Annotated in this window: 17 protein-coding genes; 8 read left to right on the top strand and 9 right to left on the bottom strand. The window is 65.3% G+C overall.

Going from position 1 to position 19,047, the window contains the following annotated elements; translation table 11 throughout:
- Nucleotides 1–137 precede the first annotated feature (137 nt).
- Nucleotides 138–1,028 (bottom strand): hydrogen peroxide-inducible genes activator, encoded by an 891-nt coding sequence (locus Q1V43_RS02670; protein WP_300513665.1) that lies wholly within the window; start codon nucleotides 1,026–1,028, stop codon nucleotides 138–140.
- Between the two features lie 98 nt (nucleotides 1,029–1,126).
- Between Q1V43_RS02670 and katG the strand changes: the two genes are divergently transcribed.
- On the top strand, nucleotides 1,127–3,304 hold the full coding sequence (gene katG / locus Q1V43_RS02665) for a catalase/peroxidase HPI (protein ID WP_300513663.1): 2,178 nt from the start codon (nucleotides 1,127–1,129) through the stop codon (nucleotides 3,302–3,304).
- A gap of 195 nt (nucleotides 3,305–3,499) precedes the next feature.
- On the opposite strand, the gene Q1V43_RS02660 is transcribed toward katG, so the two are convergent.
- The gene (locus Q1V43_RS02660) at nucleotides 3,500–5,146 is read right to left on the bottom strand and encodes a sulfatase-like hydrolase/transferase (RefSeq protein ID WP_300513661.1); all 1,647 of its coding nucleotides are present in this window, start codon (nucleotides 5,144–5,146) and stop codon (nucleotides 3,500–3,502) included.
- A gap of 237 nt (nucleotides 5,147–5,383) precedes the next feature.
- Here Q1V43_RS02660 and Q1V43_RS02655 point away from each other — a divergent pair, with 237 nt between their 5' ends.
- Entirely contained in the window at nucleotides 5,384–5,674 is a 291-nt protein-coding gene (locus Q1V43_RS02655) for a DUF2218 domain-containing protein (RefSeq protein WP_300513659.1), read from the top strand.
- A 100-nt stretch (nucleotides 5,675–5,774) separates the two neighbouring features.
- Complete coding sequence (selD, locus tag Q1V43_RS02650) at nucleotides 5,775–7,952, top strand: selenide, water dikinase SelD (RefSeq protein WP_300513657.1); 2,178 nt, start codon at nucleotides 5,775–5,777, stop codon at nucleotides 7,950–7,952.
- A gap of 28 nt (nucleotides 7,953–7,980) precedes the next feature.
- On the opposite strand, the gene mnmH is transcribed toward selD, so the two are convergent.
- From mnmH to Q1V43_RS02635, 3 genes are all read right to left on the bottom strand, one after another.
- A complete protein-coding gene (gene mnmH / locus Q1V43_RS02645) occupies nucleotides 7,981–9,024 on the bottom strand; it encodes a tRNA 2-selenouridine(34) synthase MnmH (protein ID WP_300513655.1) in 1,044 nt (347 codons plus the stop codon).
- 128 nt (nucleotides 9,025–9,152) lie between these two features.
- Nucleotides 9,153–9,548 (bottom strand): cell division protein ZapA, encoded by a 396-nt coding sequence (locus Q1V43_RS02640; protein ID WP_300513653.1) that lies wholly within the window; start codon nucleotides 9,546–9,548, stop codon nucleotides 9,153–9,155.
- Nucleotides 9,541–10,041 carry a hypothetical protein gene (locus Q1V43_RS02635; RefSeq protein ID WP_300513651.1) on the bottom strand — a complete coding sequence of 167 codons (501 nt, stop codon included), beginning with the start codon at nucleotides 10,039–10,041 and terminating at the stop codon, nucleotides 9,541–9,543. The genes Q1V43_RS02640 and Q1V43_RS02635 overlap by 8 nt, the downstream gene beginning before the upstream one ends.
- 194 nt (nucleotides 10,042–10,235) lie before the next feature.
- Here Q1V43_RS02635 and tkt point away from each other — a divergent pair, with 194 nt between their 5' ends.
- Nucleotides 10,236–12,257: a transketolase gene (gene tkt, locus Q1V43_RS02630; RefSeq protein ID WP_300513649.1), complete on the top strand. Its 2,022-nt coding sequence runs from the start codon at nucleotides 10,236–10,238 to the stop codon at nucleotides 12,255–12,257.
- 75 nt (nucleotides 12,258–12,332) lie between these two features.
- Here the strand turns inward: tkt and Q1V43_RS02625 are convergent, their stop codons facing one another.
- Complete coding sequence (locus Q1V43_RS02625; protein WP_300513647.1) at nucleotides 12,333–13,298, bottom strand: DUF808 domain-containing protein; 966 nt, start codon at nucleotides 13,296–13,298, stop codon at nucleotides 12,333–12,335.
- A 259-nt stretch (nucleotides 13,299–13,557) separates the two neighbouring features.
- Here Q1V43_RS02625 and gap (Q1V43_RS02620) point away from each other — a divergent pair, with 259 nt between their 5' ends.
- The 3 genes from gap (Q1V43_RS02620) (at nucleotide 13,558) to gap (Q1V43_RS02610) (ending at nucleotide 16,029) form a co-directional block, all read left to right on the top strand.
- Nucleotides 13,558–14,559, top strand: a complete 1,002-nt coding sequence (gene gap, locus Q1V43_RS02620; protein WP_300513645.1) for a type I glyceraldehyde-3-phosphate dehydrogenase — start codon at nucleotides 13,558–13,560, stop codon at nucleotides 14,557–14,559.
- A gap of 180 nt (nucleotides 14,560–14,739) precedes the next feature.
- On the top strand, nucleotides 14,740–14,883 hold the full coding sequence (locus Q1V43_RS02615; RefSeq protein ID WP_300513643.1) for a hypothetical protein: 144 nt from the start codon (nucleotides 14,740–14,742) through the stop codon (nucleotides 14,881–14,883).
- A gap of 144 nt (nucleotides 14,884–15,027) precedes the next feature.
- Nucleotides 15,028–16,029 (top strand): type I glyceraldehyde-3-phosphate dehydrogenase, encoded by a 1,002-nt coding sequence (gene gap / locus Q1V43_RS02610; RefSeq protein WP_300513641.1) that lies wholly within the window; start codon nucleotides 15,028–15,030, stop codon nucleotides 16,027–16,029.
- Nucleotides 16,030–16,097: 68 nt separating this feature from the next.
- Here gap (Q1V43_RS02610) and coaD read toward each other — a convergent pair whose 3' ends face one another.
- The 3 genes from coaD to Q1V43_RS02595 all read right to left on the bottom strand — a co-directional run bounded on the left by coaD (nucleotide 16,098) and on the right by Q1V43_RS02595 (nucleotide 18,111).
- Nucleotides 16,098–16,595, bottom strand: a complete 498-nt coding sequence (gene coaD / locus Q1V43_RS02605) for a pantetheine-phosphate adenylyltransferase (RefSeq protein ID WP_300513639.1) — start codon at nucleotides 16,593–16,595, stop codon at nucleotides 16,098–16,100.
- 100 nt (nucleotides 16,596–16,695) lie between these two features.
- Entirely contained in the window at nucleotides 16,696–17,130 is a 435-nt protein-coding gene (locus Q1V43_RS02600) for a CBS domain-containing protein (RefSeq protein ID WP_300513637.1), read from the bottom strand.
- Between the two features lie 90 nt (nucleotides 17,131–17,220).
- Nucleotides 17,221–18,111, bottom strand: a complete 891-nt coding sequence (locus Q1V43_RS02595) for a LysR family transcriptional regulator (protein WP_300513635.1) — start codon at nucleotides 18,109–18,111, stop codon at nucleotides 17,221–17,223.
- A 210-nt stretch (nucleotides 18,112–18,321) separates the two neighbouring features.
- Between Q1V43_RS02595 and Q1V43_RS02590 the strand changes: the two genes are divergently transcribed.
- Nucleotides 18,322–19,047 (top strand): aldehyde dehydrogenase family protein (locus Q1V43_RS02590; RefSeq protein WP_300513633.1); only part of this gene is annotated, 726 nt, incomplete at its 3' end.

Here is a 19,047-nt window from a genome sequence, read left to right as displayed (position 1 = left end):
CGGCTTGTTCGGCAGGAGCGGCTGGATAATCCGCCATTCCGCGTCGCTCAAATCAAAACGTGCCATGATCCACCTCCTGTTCGGGAAAGTGAATCACAGACAACGGCAATTGGGAATCCAGTTAATGAGTACAGAACCTAGGCCCCTGCCCTGATCTGGTCCGCCAGTTCGCGATAATGCCCCCGCATCGGATCGGTTCTGCGCCAGACCATGCCGATGCGGCGCGCAGGAGCCGGGCCGCTGAACCGGGCGACCGAGACTTTCGCGGCGGGGGTCTCGGCCTCTACCGCCATTTCCGGGATAAGGGTCACGCCGAAGCCTGCCTCGACCAAACGCACCAGCGTGGTGAGCGAGCTGCCATCCAACGTTTTCTGCCGCGCGCCACTGGCGGGGCTCATGCCGCAGAAGGACAGGGCCTGGTCACGGAAACAATGGCCTTCCTCCAGCAACAGCAACCGCCGCTCGGACAGGCTGGCAGGATCCGGCACGGGCAGAGCGTCCTCGGCCTCGGGGCGGACCAGAACGAACCGTTCCTCGAACAGGGTGACTTCCTCCAGGTTCGGTTCCGACACGGGCAGGGCCAGGATCGCCAGGTCCAGCCGCCCCTGCCCCAGCTCGTTCAGCAGGGTCGAGGTCATGGTCTCGCGAATGCGGATGTCCAGCTCCGGGTGGCTGTGTGCGAAATCCCCCAGCAGGCCGGGCAGGAGGTAAGGGGCAATGGTCGGAATGACGCCGATCCGCAAGGCGCCCGCCAGCCGCCCCTGCGCGGCGCGGGCCAGAAGCTCCAGCTCATCGACCGATTGCAGGATACCTTCCGCCCGTTCCAGAAGCTCGGCCCCCAGCCCGGTCAGCCGCACAGCGCGCGGCTCGCGTTCAAAGAGCGTGCAGCCCAGCCGTTCCTCGAGTTCCTTGATCTGTACGGACAAGGCCGGCTGAGAGACCGCCGACGCCTCGGCCGCCTGACCGAAATGACCGTGACTCGCCAAGGCCCTGAAATAGCGCAACTGCCTGAGGGTAATATTTGCCATAATCAATTCCTATCACATCAATCCGAAGTTGCAATTTCCGTTTATCAAAAACCGACCCTACTCTGGGGTCAGAGATTTTGACTTCAGGAGGATCCCAGATGGATGGAAACAACGTGGGCAAGTGCCCGGTCGCGCACGGGGCGACCAATGTCAGCATGCGCTCGAATGACGATTGGTGGCCCAACCGCCTGAACCTGCGCATCCTTCACCAGAACTCGGCAAAATCGGACCCGATGGGGGCGGATTTCGACTATGCCGAGGCATTCGGCAAGCTGGACCTGAAGGCGCTGAAGGCGGATCTGACCGCGCTGATGACCGACAGCCAGGACTGGTGGCCCGCGGATTACGGCCACTATGGCGGGTTGTTCATTCGTATGGCTTGGCACAGCGCGGGCACCTATCGCACCGCCGACGGGCGCGGCGGCGGCGGCACCGGGCAGCAGCGGTTTGCGCCGCTGAACTCCTGGCCGGACAATGGCAATCTGGACAAGGCACGCCGGTTGCTCTGGCCGGTGAAGCAGAAATACGGAAACGCGATCTCCTGGGCCGACCTTATGATCCTCGCGGGCAATGTGGCGATCGAAAGCATGGGCGGGCGCACCTTCGGCTTTGGCGGCGGGCGCGCGGATGTCTGGGAGCCCGAGGAAGACGTCTATTGGGGCGCCGAGGCGGAATGGCTGCAGGAAAGCGGCGGCCAAAACAGCCGCTACTCCGGTGAACGCGACTTGGAAAACCCGCTGGCCGCGGTGCAGATGGGCCTGATCTATGTGAACCCGGAAGGGCCGGACGGCGATCCGGACGTGCTCGCCTCTGGACGTGACATCCGTGACACCTTCGGCCGTATGGGCATGGATGACGAGGAAACCGTGGCGCTGGTCGCCGGCGGGCACACGTTCGGCAAGGCGCACGGCGCCGGCAACCCGGAGCTGGTCGGGGCCGAACCCGAAGCGGCTCCCATCGAACAGATGGGCCTGGGCTGGGCCAATGAACACGGTTCCGGACATGGCGACGACACCACGACCAGCGGTATCGAAGGCGCCTGGACCGCCAACCCGACCCAATGGGACAACGGCTATTTCGACCTTCTGTTCGGCTATGACTGGAACCTGACCAAGTCGCCTGCGGGCGCCTGGATCTGGCAGCCGGTCGGCGCGGCGGATGACGACAAGGCCCCCATGGCCCATGATCCGGCGCGCAAGGTCTCGACCATGATGACCACCGCCGACATGGCGATGCGGATGGACCCGATCTATGGCCCGATTTCCAAGCGTTTCCACGAAAGCCCGGACCAGTTCGCCGAGGCCTTCGCCCGCGCCTGGTTCAAGCTGACCCACCGCGACATGGGCCCGCGCGCCCGTTACCTGGGGACCGAGGTGCCGCAAGAGGAGCTGGTCTGGCAGGACCCGATCCCGGCCTCGGAAACCGACCTCGGCGATGTCGACGTGACCGCGCTGAAACGCGCCGTGCTGGCCTCGGGCCTCACCGTATCGGACCTTGTGAAAACCGCCTGGGCCTCGGCCTCGACCTATCGCGGCTCGGATCATCGCGGCGGCGCCAATGGCGCACGCATCCGCCTCGAGCCGATGCGCGGCTGGGCTGTGAACGAACCCGAGGACCTGTCCCGTGTGCTCTCCACCCTCGAAGCGATCCGCGCCGATTTCGCCAGGCCCGTGTCGATGGCGGACCTGATCGTACTGGCCGGCGCCGCGGCGGTCGAAAGCGCCGCCGAGGCTGGCGGCCACCCGGTCCAGGTGCCGGTCAGCCTGGGGCGCGGCGACGCCACCGAGGCACAGACCGATCCCGAGGGCATGGCAGTGCTGGAACCCGAAGCCGACGGGTTCCGCAACTGGCAGCGTACCGAGTTCACGATTGCCCCCGAAGAGCTGCTGCTCGACCGGGCGCAACTGCTGGGCCTGACCGCCCCGGAAATGACCGTTCTGGTCGCCGGCCTGCGGGTTCTGGGCGCAAACCACGGAGGCAGCCCGCATGGGGTCTTTACCGACCGCGTCGGTACGCTCTCGACCGATTTCTTTACCAATCTGCTCGACATGGGCACGGCCTGGAGCGACGGCGGAGACGGCATCTACGAAGGCCGGGACCGGGCCGGCGGGGCGGTGAAATGGACCGCCACCCGCGTGGATCTGGTGTTTGGCTCGAACTCCCAGCTGCGCGCGCTGGCCGAGGTCTATGGCCAGGCGGACGCAGGCGCCAAATTCGCCGCCGACTTCGCCGCGGCCTGGGCCAAGGTGATGGACGCCGACCGTTTCGACCTCTGACAACAATGACGCCGGGCGGTGTGATCAGCGCCCGGCGCCCTCTTTATCTTGCCTAAAATATCCTGGGGTGAGCGCGAAGCGCGAGGGGTGAAACCCCTCACCGAGCGCAGCGAGGCCACCCGTTGACCGACAGCGGTTCGAAAGAACCGCGAGAGGTGACAGCAAAATTCGTCAAAGAATTCTGGTGCGGCCGCCCTACCCCTCCGGCGTATAATCCGCCGGGGCCTTGCCCCGGTATTTCGCCGTCAACTCCTCAGGCACTTCGCTGCCATCATAAAGGAACGGCAGGATTCCCTTGCGCCCGGACTTGCCGCGCGCGGCCTTGATGTCGTCTTCCGACCGCGTCACCCGCTGCGACAGGCGCCGCCCCCACCGGGCAAGATGGTCGTAAAGCAGGTCGATCTCGGCCCGGTGGGCGTCGCCCTTGGCCAGGTCGTGAAACTCCTCGGGGTCGCTCTCAAGATCGAACAGCATCGGCCGGAACCCGCCCTCCGCATGGATCAGCTTGAAGCGCCCGTCGAACACCATGAACAGCCGCGCGTCGCGCGGCTCCAGGCCCAGCGCCTCGCAATGGCCGGTGGCCGAGTAGTCATATTCGCTGATCGCCACGTCGCGCCATTTCGGGGCTTCCCCCCGCAGCCAGGGCATCAGCGAGCGCCCCTCGATGATGTGATCCGGCACCTTGCCCCCGGCCGCTTCCACGAATGTCGCGGCCAGGTCGATCGCCTCCACCAGGGCATCGCATGTGCTGCCGCGAGTGGCATCGGCCTCGGCGCGCGGATCGTAGATGATCAGCGGTATTTTCACGGAAGGGTCGTGGAACAGCTCCTTTTCCCCAAGCCAGTGATCGCCCAGGTAATCGCCGTGATCCGAGGTCAGCACGATCATCGTATCCTCCATCCGCCCGTTGGCCTCCAGGTGATCCAGCAGAACCCCCAGTTGGTCGTCGCATTGCTTGATCAGCCCCATGTAGGCGGGGATCACCTTCTGGCGCACCTCATCGCGCTGGAAGGCCTGGCCGATGCGCCCCTGCTGATAGGCGCCCAGCACCGGGTGCGGATCGTCCAGCTCGACCTCGTGACGCTTGGGCGCGGGCACGTGGTTCGGCCCGTACATGGCGTGGTAGGGCGCGGGCACGATATAGGGCCAGTGCGGCTTGATATAGCTCACATGGGCGCACCAAGGCCCCTCTGCCTGCTCGATGAAATCAATCGTGCGTCGGGTCAGCCAGGGGGTCTCGCTGTCCTCCTCGCGGATATTCGCGGGCTTGTCGGCATGTTTGAACATCCAGCCCGAGGCGATTTCGCCCTCCTCATCCACCCCCGCGTTGGCGAAATCGGACCAGGGGTTCTCGGACGGATACCCTTTTGATTTCAGATACTCGTTATAAGGCGAGCGCTTGGCGTCATAAAACCCGTCCGGCCCCTCACCCCAAAGCCCGTCGTCGCGGATCCAGGCATCAAAGCCGCATTCGGACTGGCGCGCGCCGATCACGCTGTCGGGCGTGAGGCCCAGCCGCTCCATCCCCTCGGCATCGGCCACCATGTGGGTCTTGCCAATGAGGTGACAGCCCATGCCCAGCCTGCGCAGGTGGTCGCCGATGGTCTGCTCGCCCACCCGCAGGGGAAACCCGTTCCACTGCGCCCCGTGGCTGGCACAATACCGGCCCGTGTAGAAACTCATCCGGCTCGCCCCGCAGATCGGTGACTGCACATAGGCCTGGGTGAACCGCACCCCCATTGCCGCCACCCGGTCGAAATTCGGCGTGTTGAGATGCGGATGACCGGCGCAGGAGAGGTAGTCGAACCTCAATTGGTCATACATGATGAACAGGATGTTCATGGTGGCCCCTCCCCGGTGGTCCGTCCCGTGCTGATTCTTCGCATGATATTGGCCCGGGAGACCACGCCGCACCATCCCCGGCTGGAACAAAGCGAAGCCGCGCGCATCCGGCCGGGCTCACCTGCTATAGATATTTCGAATGAATACACGACTATTTCTGTCAGACTCACCCCTTGTGAAGGCCCGCGCAAACCTCCACCGTTGAGTCCCGATGGATATGGCGAACAGGAGCCCCCGATGACCGACCTCAACGGACAGTTCGACACCCCGAACGGATCGAAATACCTGCAGCAGCTCTGCAAGCATTTCGCCCACAAGACAGATACCACCTTTACCGAGACCGCAGGCACGGTCAGCTTCGCATTTGGCACGGCACACCTGTCGGCGGACAGCGACGGCCTGCGGGTCCGCTTTACCCTGCGCGAACCGGACAGCGAGGCCCGGGCCCGCATGGTGATCGACAAACACCTGGCCCGTTTCGCCTTTCGCGAAGGCTTCGAACAGATGGTCTGGCAGGACAGCGCCTGACCGGCGCGCACCGGGCAGCGCGGCCATGCCGCACCAGTTGGCGTGGCGCTTGGCGCGCGAATGGGATAAGCCAGCACACGGAATTTCCCGAGGTGCGCCCATGCAGATCCCAATCCCCTTTACTCGCGATCTCGTCCTGATCGGCGGCGGCCACGCCCATGCGCTGGTCCTGCGCATGTGGGGCATGACCCCCCTGCCCGGCACGCGCCTGACCCTGATCAACCCCGGCCCCACCGCGCCCTATTCCGGCATGCTGCCGGGTCATATCGCCGGTCATTACACGCGCGAGGCGCTGGATATCGACCTTGTGAAACTGGCGCGGTTTGCCGGGGCGCGGCTGATCCTTGGTGAGGCCAGCGCGATTGATCCCGACGCCGGTATCGTCACGGTCGGCGCGCGCCAGATCGCCTATGACCTCGCCTCGATCGACGTGGGCATCCACGCGGAATTGCCTGATATCGAAGGGTTTTCCATGTTCGGCACCGGCGCCAAACCGCTGGATGCCTACGCCACGCGCTGGCAGGGCTTTCTGACCCGGGCCAAGGCGCGGGAAATCCCCCCGGAGGTTGCGGTGATTGGCGGTGGCGTGGCCGGGGCCGAGCTGTCGCTGGCCATGGCCCATGCGCTGCGCCGCGACGTTGCAGACATGGCCCGCGTCACCGTGATCGAAGCCGGTGAACGCATCACCGGCAAGACCGCCGGCGCCACCCGTCACCTGAAGGCCGCGATGGCCCGTCACGGTGTCGCGGTCGAGCTGAACGCGGAGGTGACGCGTCTGACTGCCGAAGGTGTGGAACTGGCAGATGGCCGCACCGTGCCCGCCCGGTTCACCGTCGGGGCGGCGGGCGCCTTTGCCCATCGCTGGCTGGCCGACAGCCCCCTGCCCCTGACCGGGGACGGGTTCGTCAAGGTTGATGCCTACCTGCGCGTAGAGGGGCGGCGCGATCTCTTTGCGGTGGGCGACTGCGCCTATCTGTCCCATGCCCCGCGGCCCAAGGCGGGGGTCTATGCGGTGCGCGCGGGCCCGGTGCTGTTTCACAACCTGCGCGCGGCCCTTCTGGGCGATCCCGCCAAGAGCTACCGGCCCCAGGGGGATTACCTGAAACTGGTCTCCCTCGGCGGGCAGGAGGCGATTGCCGAGAAATACGGCCTCTCCTTCGCGGCCCCCTGGGTCTGGCGCTGGAAGGACCGGATCGACCGCAAGTTCATGCGCATGTTCCAGGATCTGCCGAAGATGCCCACGGCCCCGCTTCCGTCCCTTGTCACCCAGGGCGTGCGCGAAGAGCTGGGCGGCAGACCGCTCTGCGGGGGCTGCGGCTCGAAACTGGGGCCAGAGGCGCTGTCGGGCGTACTGGCGACCCTGCCCGCGCCCTCCCGGTCCGATGTGCTGTCCGGCCCCGGCGATGACGCGGGCGTGCTGGATCTGGGCCAGACCCGTCAGGTGCTGACCACCGACCACCTGCGCGCCTTTACCGAAGACCCCGCCCGGATGGCGCGCATCGCCACCGTGCATGCGCTGGGGGATATCTGGGCGATGGGGGCACAGCCGCAATCCGCCATGGTGCAGGTCACGCTGCCACGCATGTCCGCGCCCCTGCAAAGCCGCAGCCTGGGCGAGATCATGCAGGCCGCCGGCGAGGTCATCCGCGCCGCCGGGGCCGAAGTTGTCGGCGGCCATTCCACCATGGGCGCCGAACTGACCGTCGGGCTGAGCCTGACCGGGCTGGTGGACGAACCGATCACCAAGGGCGGTGCGCGCCCGGGCGATGCGCTGATCCTGACCCGTCCGGTCGGTGCGGGCACCGTGCTGGCCGCCGAGATGCAGGGCGCTGCCCGCGGCCATGACGTGGCACATCTGCTGGCCACCCTCGCCCGCCCCCAGGGCGACGCGGCCGAGGTTCTGGCCGAAGCTCATGCCATGACCGATGTGACCGGTTTCGGCCTGGCCGGGCACCTGATGGAAATCTGCCGCGCCTCGGGCGTGGGGGCCGAGCTGACGCTGGACGCGATCCCGCTCTACCCCGGCGCATTGGCGCTGGCCGAAGCCGGGTATCGCTCGACGCTCTATCCCGCCAATCGCGATGCCGCGCCGGTTGCGGGCGCCGAGTGCGCGCGCGGAGCGCTTCTGCATGATCCGCAGACCGCAGGCGGGCTGCTAGCGGCTGTTGCGCCCGCACGGGCCGAAGCCCTCGTCGCCGCACTGCGCCAGCTGGGGCACGAGGCGAGTGCAATCGGGAAGGTGGTCGATGGGACTCCGAAGATTTTCTGCGCAAAATGATTTTATATCAGTGCGTTGAAGGATATTTCTAATGTACATCCCCGACCAGCTCACGCGCCACGCCCTCTAGTGTCTCGTCGCTCAGGTCCGGCAGATCCAGCCGATCCTCCGGCGCCACATCGCGCCGTGACACACGGGCATAGCGCGGGTCGTAATGGGCCGTGATCAGCTCACCGGCCAAAGTGGCAAAATCCCCCGCCGACGCCAGCCCCTGCCAGCGCTCGACCTGCGCATGACCGTGGTATCGAATGAGTTTCCTCAGCACCGCATCGAGCTTTTGCGGCGCCGTGACAAGGTCGTCATAGGCCGTAACCAGATGCCCCACCCGGGCCTCCAGCGGCGCATTGAGTTCGACCACGCGCGCGCCGATCATCCGTTTCCACAGGGCGGGCGGGATGATCACCCGGCCGATCTTGCTGCTCTCCGCCTCGACAAAGACCGGTCGCGCCGGGTCCAGCCGTGCCATCTGCATCGCCAGCCGGCTCTCGAATGTCTTCTGATGCGGCTGCGCCTCGCCCATCGGTCCGAACAGGGATCCGCGATGTTCCGCCATCGCCTCGAGGTCCAGAACCTGCCCGCCCCGCGCTTCGATCTGTGCCAGCAGCCGTGTCTTGGCCGTGCCGGTGCCGCCGTCGATCAGGACAATGTCGCCGGGCCAGAGAGTGTCATAGAGCGCCTGGACCACCAGACGGCGGTAGCTCTTGTAGCCGCCCCCGACCACCTGGGCGCGCCAGCCGATCTGTTGCAGGATCGAAGTAAAACTGCCCGAGCGCTGCCCGCCACGCCAGCAATAGACCAGGGGGCGCCAGTCGCCGGGACGATCCGCCAGCGGGCCTTGCAGGTGGTCGGCGGCATTGCGCGCCACCAGCGCCGCGCCGATCTTGCGGGCGAGAAACCGGTCTTCCTGCACATAGATCGTCCCGACCCTGGCCCGTTCCGCATCCGACAGGGCCGGAAGGTTGATTGCGCCGGGGATGTGGTCCTCGGCAAATTCCGACGGCGAGCGCACGTCGATGATGTCGTCAAAGGGCAGCACGGTCAGGTCGGAAAGCGCAGAGAGCTTGAAGGGCATGGGCAGACCTGTCGGTTTTCACCTGTCCTGGCGTTTTTGATGGCGGGAAATCCATAGCACCGGGCCGATTCACACGGCGCTAGGTGGGTGGGCGGGGCCGTGTGCAACGGCCCGGCCACAAGGTCGCCTCAGCCCGCGACCTTCTCCTCGACCGAGGCGGCAACGGCTTCGGCGCGGGCGGCAAGTTCCGCCAGCGTGTCTGTTACCACGTCGGGAATGACCGGCACCTCGACCCTCTCAGGCTCCGGCCCGGGGGCGGATTTCAGCGCTTCGAGCTCCGCCTCGACCTCGGCCAGACGCGCCTCGGCGGAACGGGCCCTGTCGTCCATCGCGGCGGTCTTGTCGGCCAGCATCAACCCGGCCATCAGCAGCATCCGCCCCTCGGTCAGGTGCTTGATCTGCGCGGTCAGGACGGAGGCCTCGGCATCCAGCATCTCGGCGGCGGATGTCAGGAAATGCTCCTCTCCTGGCTGGCAGGCCACTTCGAAGCTGCGTCCGCCAATGGTGATATTCACGTCAGGCATCAGCAGCCTCCTTTTCCATCGCATCGACCAGCGGGCCCAGTTCGCCCAGCACCGCGTCCAGTTCAGAGCGGTCGGCCGCCTGGGCCGCACGCAGCGCTTCCAGTTCGGCCATCATCGACTTGTTGATCAGATGCGGTTCGGCCACGCCCGCGCTCAGCGCCTCGCGCAGGGCGTCGTTGTTGGCGCGCAATTCGCCGTTCATCTTGCGCAGACGCGCGACCGAGGCCTCTTCCTCCTCAAGCAGCTCGCGCAGGCGCTCGACCTCGTCGGCCAGCGTGTCGACGGTCTTGTCCTGACGTTCCTTGATCGCCTTGACGCGTTCCTCGAGCTGGGCGTTGACCGTGCGCTCCTCTTCCAGCGCCGCCTCAAGTTCGGCGATACGCCCGTCATCCGCGGGCGTCCCGGCCGGTGCGGCGTTCAGCGTCTCGACCCCCTGCCCGATCCGATCCAGCGCCGCGATTATGCGGCGTTCCAGTTCTGCCAAGTCACTCATGCTCTGCCTGTTGTCCCCGCGTATCTGTCCAAATCCCGGCGAATCGCCCGGAAACGCGCCTCAAAGCGCAGCTTATCTGTCTCACAGGTTACTTGCCCGCCCTTTGGGGTCAAGCATTTGGCCCTTTTGCTTGATCTTCACCGCCCGGCTGCTAAGAGCGTTGCGAAATCAGTCGCAGCCAAAGGACGACACTCGTGGACATCGCCACCCTTCGCAAAGAGCACCCCGACCACTGGATGCGCGCCGCTGCCATCCGCGCACTGACCCTGGACGCCGTCGCCGCCGCCAACTCCGGCCACTCCGGCATGCCGATGGGCATGGCCGACGTCGCCACCGTGCTGTTCGAAAAGCACCTGAAGTTCGATCCGAAGGCCCCCCGCTGGGCCGACCGTGACCGGTTCATCCTGTCGGCGGGCCACGGCTCGATGCTGATCTATTCGCTGCTGTACCTGACCGGGTACGAGGACGTGACGCTGGATCAGATCAAGAACTTCCGCCAGTGGGGCGCGATCACCGCCGGGCACCCGGAATATGGCCATGTCTCGGGCGTCGAGACCACCACCGGCCCGCTGGGTCAGGGCATCGCCAACTCGATCGGCTTCGCCATGGCCGAAGAGATCCAGCGCGCCCGCTTCGGCAAGAAGGTCGTGGATCACCACACCTACGTGATCGCCGGCGACGGCTGCCTGATGGAAGGCATCAGCCAGGAGGCCATCGGCCTCGCCGGTCGTCACGAGCTGTCCAGGCTGATCGTTTTCTGGGACAACAATGACATTACCATCGACGGCAAGGTCTCGCTGTCGGACCGCACAAACCAGGTGAGCCGCTTCAAGGCCTCCGGTTGGCATGTGCAGGAAATCGACGGCCATGACCCGGTGGCCATCGACGCGGCCATCTCCAAGGCCAAGTCGACCAAGAAACCGTCGATGATCGCCTGCAAGACCCACATCGCCCTGGGTCACGCCGCGCAGGACACGTCGAAGGGCCACGGCGCGCTGACCGATGCCGAACAGCTGGCCGCCGCCAAGGAGGCCTATGGCTGGACCACCGGCCCCTTCGTGGTGCCGGACGAGATCAAGGCGCAGTGGGAAGCCATGGGCACCCGTGGCGCCCAGGCCCATGCCGAGTGGAAGGAGCGTTTCGCCTCGATTTCCGAGCGCAAACAGGCCGAGTTCACCCGCGCCTATGACGGCGACGCGCCCAAGCGCCTGTCCGCCGTGGTGCGTGCACTGAAGAAACAGGTCTCGGACGAGCAGCCCAAGGTGGCAACCCGCAAGTCGTCCGAGATGGCGCTGGAGGTGATCAACCCGATCATGCCGGAAACCGTGGGTGGGTCGGCCGACCTGACCGGCTCGAACAACACCAGGACCGGCGACCTGGGCGTGTTCGACACCGACAACCGCAAGGGGCGTTACGTCTACTGGGGCATTCGCGAACACGGCATGGCCGCCGCGATGAACGGCATGGCGCTGCATGGCGGTGTGCGCCCCTACGGCGGCACCTTCTTCGTCTTTACCGACTACGCCCGCCCCTCGATGCGCCTGGCCGCGCTGATGGGCATTCCGACCGTCTTCGTGATGACCCACGATTCGATCGGCGTCGGCGAAGACGGCCCGACTCACCAGCCGGTCGAACACCTGGCGATCTGCCGCGCCACGCCGAACAGCTACACCTTCCGCCCGGCGGATACGGTGGAAACCGCCGAGGCCTGGGACATCGCCCTGACCGCCAAGGACCGCCCGTCGGTGCTGGCGCTGACCCGTCAGGGCCTGCCCACCGTGCGCACCGAGCACAAGACCCGGAACCTGGTGGCCCAGGGCGGTTACGTGCTGGCGGAAGCCGAGGGCAAGCGCCAGGCGATCCTGATCGCCACCGGCTCGGAAGTCGAAACCGCGCTTAAGGCGCGCGAGATCCTGCAGGATGCCGGCGTTGGCACCCGCGTGGTGTCCATGCCGTGCATGGAGCTTTTTACCGAGCAGGACGAAGCCTATCGCCGTCGCGTGCTGCCCGCGGGCCCCGTGCGGGTCGGCGTCGAGGCCGCGGTGCGTGACGGTGGCTGGGACAAGCTCCTGCTGGGTGAACGCGGTCGCGAGGCCAAGCAGGGTTTCGTCGGCATGGAGAGCTTCGGCGCCTCCGCCCCGGCCGGCACCCTGTTCGAACAGTTCGGTATCACCGCCGAGGCCGTCGCCCAGAAGGTGCGCGACCTGCTGGCATAAGCTGCCCGACACGAAAACAAAGAGCCGCCGTGGGTTTCCGCGGCGGCTCTTTCCTTGTCACAATACGCGTTCTGGCTATGCCCTGCCCTTGAACACCGCGCCCCAGATCGGGCCGATCACACGGGTGGCCAGCGGGATCAGAAGCAGGCCCAGAAGAAAGCCGAACACCCCGTCCAACCCGGCTGTCACCGCCCAGCCCACGATCCCCGCCGCGCCTTCGCCCACCGCGTGGGAGGCGCTTTTGGCGGCCTCTTTGATGACGTCATAGATCGGGGACCAGCCCATCTCGCGCAGTCCGGGCACGACGATCTTGCCGCCGACCCAGAGCATCGCCGCCGTGCCCACCACGGTCAGCAGTTTCATGAAACCGGGCATGGCCTTGACGATGCCGCGCCCGGTGGCGCGGGTCACGCCCAGACGCCCCTTGCTGGACATCAAAAGCCCAAGATCATCCGCCTTCACGATCAGCGCGACCGAGCCATAGACCGCCACGGTGATGCCCACTGCCACCACCGCCAGCGTCGCCGTTTTCATGTAGATGTTCGACGGCGGGATGGCCGAAAGCGCAATGGTCATGATCTCGGCGGAGAGGATGAAATCGGTCTTGATGGCCCCGGCGACCTTGGCCTCTTCCAGGTGGGTGGGGTCGCCCTCGTCATGTTCGGCATGGTCCCATGTGTGGTCTTGCGGGAAGAGCGCGTGCCAGATCTTTTCCGCCCCTTCGAAACACAGATACCCGCCACCCAGCATCAGCAAAGGCGCAATTGCCCAGGGGGCGAAACTGGACAGCAGCATGGCGACGGGCAGAAGGATGATCAGCTTGTTCTTGATCGAACCCCAGGCGATCTTGCCGACGATCGGCAATTCGCGATCGGCGCGGAACCCCTGCACGTATTTCGGCGTGACGGCGGCATCGTCGATCACCGCACCGGCCGCCTTCGCACCGGCCTTGGCCGCCTGGCCCGCAACATCGTCGATCGACGCCGCCGCCACCTTGGCAATGCCCGCCACGTCATCCAATAGGGCGATCAAACCGCTCATCCTGCGCTCCTGTCCTGCACATTTCCTGCACTTGGCGCGATCCTAACGCATGTCGCGACATGGGCAAGGGGAGGTCCGCCCGACCGCTCCCCGCGGCAGGTAGCGCCGAAAGGTTTGCGTTAACAGGCGATGTTTTCGCTAACAAGCTGTCGTCAAACCCGTTTTCCCATTGGCCGGGAAAGGCGCTGCCGGTATAGAGCCCCCAAACTGCTTCATGGGCGCCTGCGCGAACGGCGCCCCAGCCTGAGGGGATCATCACATGACCGTCACAGTCGGCATCAACGGCTTCGGCCGCATCGGGCGCTGCACCCTGGCGCATATCGCGGCTTCGGGGCGCAACGACATCCAGGTCGTCAAGGTCAACGCGACCGGCCCGATCGAAACCGCCGCCCATCTTCTGAAATACGACAGCGTGCACGGGCGCTATCCGAACGAGATCTCCGTCGACGGGAACACGATGGATATCGGCCGTGGCCCGATGCAGATGATGTCGACCTACGAACCCGGGGAGCTGGACTGGTCGGGCTGCGACGTCGTGCTGGAATGCACCGGCAAGTTCAACGACGGCCAGAAAGCCGCCGTGCACCTGGAACAGGGCGCCGGCAAGGTGCTGATCTCGGCCCCCGCGAAGAACGTCGAAAAGACCATCGTCTTCGGCGTCAACGACCAGGAACTGGAAACCGCGCACAAGATGGTCTCGAACGGGTCGTGCACCACCAACGGCCTGGCCCCGCTGGCCAAGGTGCTGAACGATGCGGTCGGCATCGAAAGCGGCGTGATGACCACGATCCACAGCTACACCGGGGACCAGCCGACGCTGGACCGCCGCCACAAGGACCTGTACCGCGCCCGCGCCGCCGCCATGGCGATGATCCCGACCTCGACCGGGGCCGCCAAGGCCCTGGGCGAAGTGCTGCCGGAACTGGCGGGCAAGCTGGACGGCACCGCCCTGCGCGTGCCAACCCCGAATGTCTCGGCCGTGGACCTGACCTTTACCGCCAGGCGCGACACCAGCGTGGAAGAGATCAACCAGGTAATGGCCGAGGCCGCCGCCGGTCCCATGGGCCGTGTGCTGGGTTACGACCCTGAACCCAAGGTCTCGATCGACTTCAACCACACCGAGCAGAGCTCGATTTTCGCCCCCGACCAGACCAAGGTCGTAGGCGGGCGCACCGTGCGCGTGCTGGCCTGGTATGACAACGAATGGGGCTTCTCGGTGCGCATGGCCGATGTCGCCGCGTTGATGGGCCAACTGGGCTGAACCTCACCCGCATGAAGTGACAAGAAAGCCCCGCCCGATCCGGCGGGGCTTTCTTGTTGCGCGCCTTTCCCGTCCCGTCGATCCGTGGCGCAGTACGAATTGACCCCGATGCCAGCATGCGGCGCCCCTCTGACCGGCTAAGTCCTTGATCCGCCCCGCACAACCTGCGATGGTCCGGCCATGACGAACCAGATCGCCCTTGTCCTTGCACTTATTGTCCTGGCCTTTTTCGGCGCCGACTATTTGCTGATGGATGGGGCCATGTCGCTGTTCCTGGCCCGGAAGCTTCTGGAACTGACCGAATGGCTCGCCTTCTGGCGCTGAGCCGCTTTCCGCCCCGCCCGCAAATGCAGAGTGCCGCAATGCCGCACCCCCTTGACCTTTGCGTTTTTTTGGTGTTGTTAGCGATAACATTTTCGCCGAGACCCCGCGGGGATCGCCCCGCACAGCCGCATGAAGGATGAGGACATGACCACCAAGGTTGCCATCAACGGGTTCGGGCGCATCGGGCGCCTTGTGCTGCGCGCATTGCATGAACAGAACCGCGACGACATCGAAATCGTTGCGATCAACGACCTCGGTTCGGTCGAGATGAACGCCCATCTGTTCGAATTCGACTCCGTGCACGGCCGTTTCAAAAATGAGGTCAAGTGGACCGAAAACTCGATCGATGCGGGCCGTGGCCCGATCGAGGTCAGCTCGGTGTTCAACCCGGCCGAACTACCCTGGGGCGACGTCGATATCGTGCTGGAATGCACCGGTATCTTTACCGGCGACAAGGCCAAGATCCACCTGGAGAACGGGTCGAGCCGCGTGCTGGTCTCGGCCCCGTCCAAGGGCGCGGACAAGACCATTGTCTACGGTGTGAACCACGACCGCCTGTCCGCCGCCGACCTGCATGTCTCGAACGCCTCCTGCACCACCAACTGCCTGGCCCCGGTCGCGAAGGTGCTGCAGGATTCCGTGGGCATCGCCAAAGGGTTCATGACCACGATCCACTCCTACACCGGCGACCAGCCGACGCTGGACACGATGCACAAGAAGGATTTCTACCGCGCCCGCGCCGCCGCCATGTCGATGATCCCGACCTCGACCGGGGCCGCCGCCGCTGTCGGCCTGGTCCTGCCCGAGCTGAACGGCAAGCTGGACGGTGTCGCGATCCGCGTCCCCACCCCGAATGTCTCCTGCGTTGACCTGACCGTGGAAACCACCCGCGCCACCACGGCCGAAGAGATCAACGAGGCCGTCATCGACGCGGCCTCCACCTCGCTGAGGGGTGTGCTGGGCTATACTGCGCGTCCGCTCGTGTCGGTGGATTTCAACCACAACCCGATGAGCTCCACCTTCGCGCTGGACCAAACCAAGGTGATCGACGGCAACATGGTGCGCATCCTGTCCTGGTACGACAATGAATGGGGCTTCTCGAACCGCATGCTCGACACGGCAGCGGAGATGGGCAAGCACCTGTAATCGCTGAACAAGTTGTCAAAAGGCCCGCCAGTTGGCGGGCCTTTTTTGCTTTCGGGCGGCAGGCTGGATCAGGCCTTTCCCAACCGCTCCAGCAACTGCACGCGCACGTCGGGGCTGACGAATTTCGAGATGTCACCATCCAGCCGCGCGATTTCCTTGACCAGTTTCGAGGCAATCGCCTGATACTTGGCTTCGGCCATCAGGAAAACGGTTTCGACGCTGGCATCCATGGCGCGGTTCATGCCGACCATCTGGTATTCATATTCGAAATCCGTGACCGCGCGCAGGCCGCGCAGGATGATCTGCGCGCCGACGTCATGGGCGCAGTCTATCAGCAGGTTCTCGAACGGATGAGCGACGATCTCGGTGCCGGTCTCCTCGGCGACCTTGGCGCATTCCGCCTCGACCATGGCGACGCGTTCCTCCAGCGTGAACAGAGGGCCCTTGTCACGATTGATCGCCACGCCGATGACCAGGCGATCAACCAGCGCACAGGCGCGCCGGATGATGTCGGTATGGCCCAGCGTGACCGGGTCGAAAGTGCCGGGGTAAAGACCGATGCGCATGATACTGCCCTCCTGACGTTTCGCGCACGCAACAATATTGCGCGCGCGATTGCAAGAAATTTCCGCGATGCAGCGTAGTTCTACGCAGCCTCCGAAAAGCTCAGTAGCCCATGATCATGTTCTTGAGCGCGTCGGCCTGGCTCGATAGCTCGTCCAGCCGCGCCTTCACAACGTCGCCGATCGACACGACGCCGACCATCTTGTCGCCGTCCATCACCGGCATGTGGCGGAACCGCTTTTCGGTCATCACCTGCAAGACCTGGATGGCACGATCCGAAGGCACACATGTCACCAGATCCGAGGTCATGATATTGTCGACCACGTCATCCAGGCAGGGCGAGCCGCGGCTCCCCAGCTCGCGCACCACGTCGCGTTCGGACAGGATGCCTGCCGGGCGCACACCGTCCTCGGACACGATCACGGCGCCGATCCTTTTCTCGGACAAAAGCGCCGACGCAGCGGCCACCTTCGTACCGGGTTTCACCGTAAGGACCCCGGCAAGGTCTTTGTCTTTCAGGATCTGGCTCACCAGCATTCACATGTCCTCCTAGCTGTTTTGGCGCTGTTTTGGCGCGGGATATCGTGTTTTCGCGCAGGGCCAGCGTCCCCCCTATCCCGGCGGGTGTCAAGCCATGCTTTCAAGCCGCACGACCTCGGCCCGGATGCCACGCACCAGCGCCTCGGCAACACGCGACAGCCGCTCGACTCGCGCATCGCCCGCATGGCGGATCAGGTAAAAGCTGCGGGTCAGGCTGAGCGCCTCGGTCAGAACCCGTTTCAGCCCCGGTGCGAAAGGCACGGCAAAGTCATGGGCAATGCCCACGCCCCCGCCGTGACGCAACAGCCAGAGCTGCACGGAAACCGAATTCGAGGCAAGCGAAACCCGCTCCGCCCCGGTCTCGGACAGGTAATCCAGCTCCTTGTCGAAGATCATGTCGGGGATGTAGCCGACCACCGGATGGGCGGGCAGATCCGCCAGGCTGTCCAGGGGGGGAGCCCCCGCCAGGTAGTCTTCGCTGGCGGCCAGGTGCAGGCGGTAGTCGGTAATCCTCTGCACGGTCAATCGCCCAGCCTCGGGCGGGGACACGGCAATGGCAATATCCGCCTCGCGTTTCGACAGGTTGATGACCCGCGGCAGGGCGACGATCTGCAGGTCAAGCTCGGGGTGTTCGCGCGAAATGGCGGCGCAGACCTGGGGCAGCACGAAATTCGCACAGCCATCCGGCGCCCCGATGCGCACCTGGCCCGAAAGCTGCCCGGCCTGCCCCGCCAGTTCCTCTGCCCCGGCGCGCAGCGCCTGTTCGGCTGCCTCCGCATGGGCCAACAGCCGCCCCCCCGCGTCGGTCAACGCATACCCCTGCGGCGACCTGGCAAACAGCGGCGCACCCAAGGCAGCCTCCAGCCGCGCCACCCGCCGCCCCACCGTGGCCGCGTCCTTCTTCAACGCCTTTCCCGCGCGCGACAGGCTCTCCGCCCGCGCCACCGCCAGAAACACCCTCAGATCATCCCAGTCCACACGCTGCTCCCATCTTTCTCCCTTCCCCCTTTCATCTTTCGACAAATATCCTGGGGGGAGGCCGAAGGCCGTGGGGGGCAAAGCCCCCCGGATCGCGCGGCACGCGCGAAACCGTATTGCAAAAATGCAAAACCCTTTTGGAAAACTGCCTCTTTTCCACGCAGAAATGCAAGCCTATTCTGCCCCGGAACACTAAGGGAGGATACCCCCATGCAAGAAATCGGACACTGGATCAACGGCGAACTGGTCGCTGGCACCTCGGGCCGCTTCGCGGATGTCTACAACCCCGCCACCGGCGAAGTGCAGGCCAAGGTCGCCCTGGCCAGCCAGGAAGAAATGGACGCCGCCGTCGCCGCTGCCGCCGCGGCCCAGAAGGCCTGGGGCGCCACCAACCCGCAGAAACGCGCCCGCGTGATGATGAAATTCGTCGACCTCATCAACCGCGACATGGACAAGCTGGCCGAGAAACTGTCCTCGGAACACGGCAAGACCTTCCCCGACGCCAAGGGCGACGTGCAGCGCGGCCTGGAAGTGATCGAGTTCTGCATCGGTGCGCCGCACCTGCTGAAGGGCGAGTTTACCGACTCCGCCGGTCCGGGCATCGACATGTATTCGATGCGTCAGCCGCTGGGCGTTGTCGCGGGCATTACGCCTTTCAACTTCCCTGCCATGATCCCGCTGTGGAAGATGGGCCCGGCCCTGGCCGCCGGCAACGCGATGATCATGAAACCGTCCGAGCGTGACCCCTCCGTGCCGCTGATGCTGGCCGAACTGCTGAAAGAAGCCGGTCTGCCGGATGGCGTGCTGCAGGTCGTCAACGGCGACAAGGGCGCGGTCGACGCGATCCTGGATCACGAGATCATCCAGGCTGTGGGCTTCGTCGGCTCCACCCCGATCGCGCAATATATCTACGAGCGCGCCGCGCAGAACGGCAAA

This window comes from Aliiroseovarius sp., assembly GCF_030148435.1.
In the GTDB taxonomy this organism is placed as follows: domain Bacteria; phylum Pseudomonadota; class Alphaproteobacteria; order Rhodobacterales; family Rhodobacteraceae; genus JASBTN01.
This window is presented reverse-complemented; position numbering and strand designations above follow the sequence as displayed.

Bases quoted from the DNA above. Each gene is read 5' to 3' on its own strand.
- Q1V43_RS02670 (WP_300513665.1), bottom strand. From the start codon at position 1,028: ATGGCAAATATTACCCTCAGGCAGTTGCGCTATTTCAGGGCCTTGGCG.
- katG (WP_300513663.1), top strand. From the start codon at position 1,127: ATGGATGGAAACAACGTGGGCAAGTGCCCGGTCGCGCACGGGGCGACC.
- Q1V43_RS02660 (WP_300513661.1), bottom strand. From the start codon at position 5,146: ATGAACATCCTGTTCATCATGTATGACCAATTGAGGTTCGACTACCTC.
- Q1V43_RS02655 (WP_300513659.1), top strand. From the start codon at position 5,384: ATGACCGACCTCAACGGACAGTTCGACACCCCGAACGGATCGAAATAC.
- selD (WP_300513657.1), top strand. From the start codon at position 5,775: ATGCAGATCCCAATCCCCTTTACTCGCGATCTCGTCCTGATCGGCGGC.
- mnmH (WP_300513655.1), bottom strand. From the start codon at position 9,024: ATGCCCTTCAAGCTCTCTGCGCTTTCCGACCTGACCGTGCTGCCCTTT.
- Q1V43_RS02640 (WP_300513653.1), bottom strand. From the start codon at position 9,548: ATGCCTGACGTGAATATCACCATTGGCGGACGCAGCTTCGAAGTGGCC.
- Q1V43_RS02635 (WP_300513651.1), bottom strand. From the start codon at position 10,041: ATGAGTGACTTGGCAGAACTGGAACGCCGCATAATCGCGGCGCTGGAT.
- Q1V43_RS02625 (WP_300513647.1), bottom strand. From the start codon at position 13,298: ATGAGCGGTTTGATCGCCCTATTGGATGACGTGGCGGGCATTGCCAAG.
- gap (WP_300513645.1), top strand. From the start codon at position 13,558: ATGACCGTCACAGTCGGCATCAACGGCTTCGGCCGCATCGGGCGCTGC.
- Q1V43_RS02615 (WP_300513643.1), top strand. From the start codon at position 14,740: ATGACGAACCAGATCGCCCTTGTCCTTGCACTTATTGTCCTGGCCTTT.
- gap (WP_300513641.1), top strand. From the start codon at position 15,028: ATGACCACCAAGGTTGCCATCAACGGGTTCGGGCGCATCGGGCGCCTT.
- coaD (WP_300513639.1), bottom strand. From the start codon at position 16,595: ATGCGCATCGGTCTTTACCCCGGCACTTTCGACCCGGTCACGCTGGGC.
- Q1V43_RS02600 (WP_300513637.1), bottom strand. From the start codon at position 17,130: ATGCTGGTGAGCCAGATCCTGAAAGACAAAGACCTTGCCGGGGTCCTT.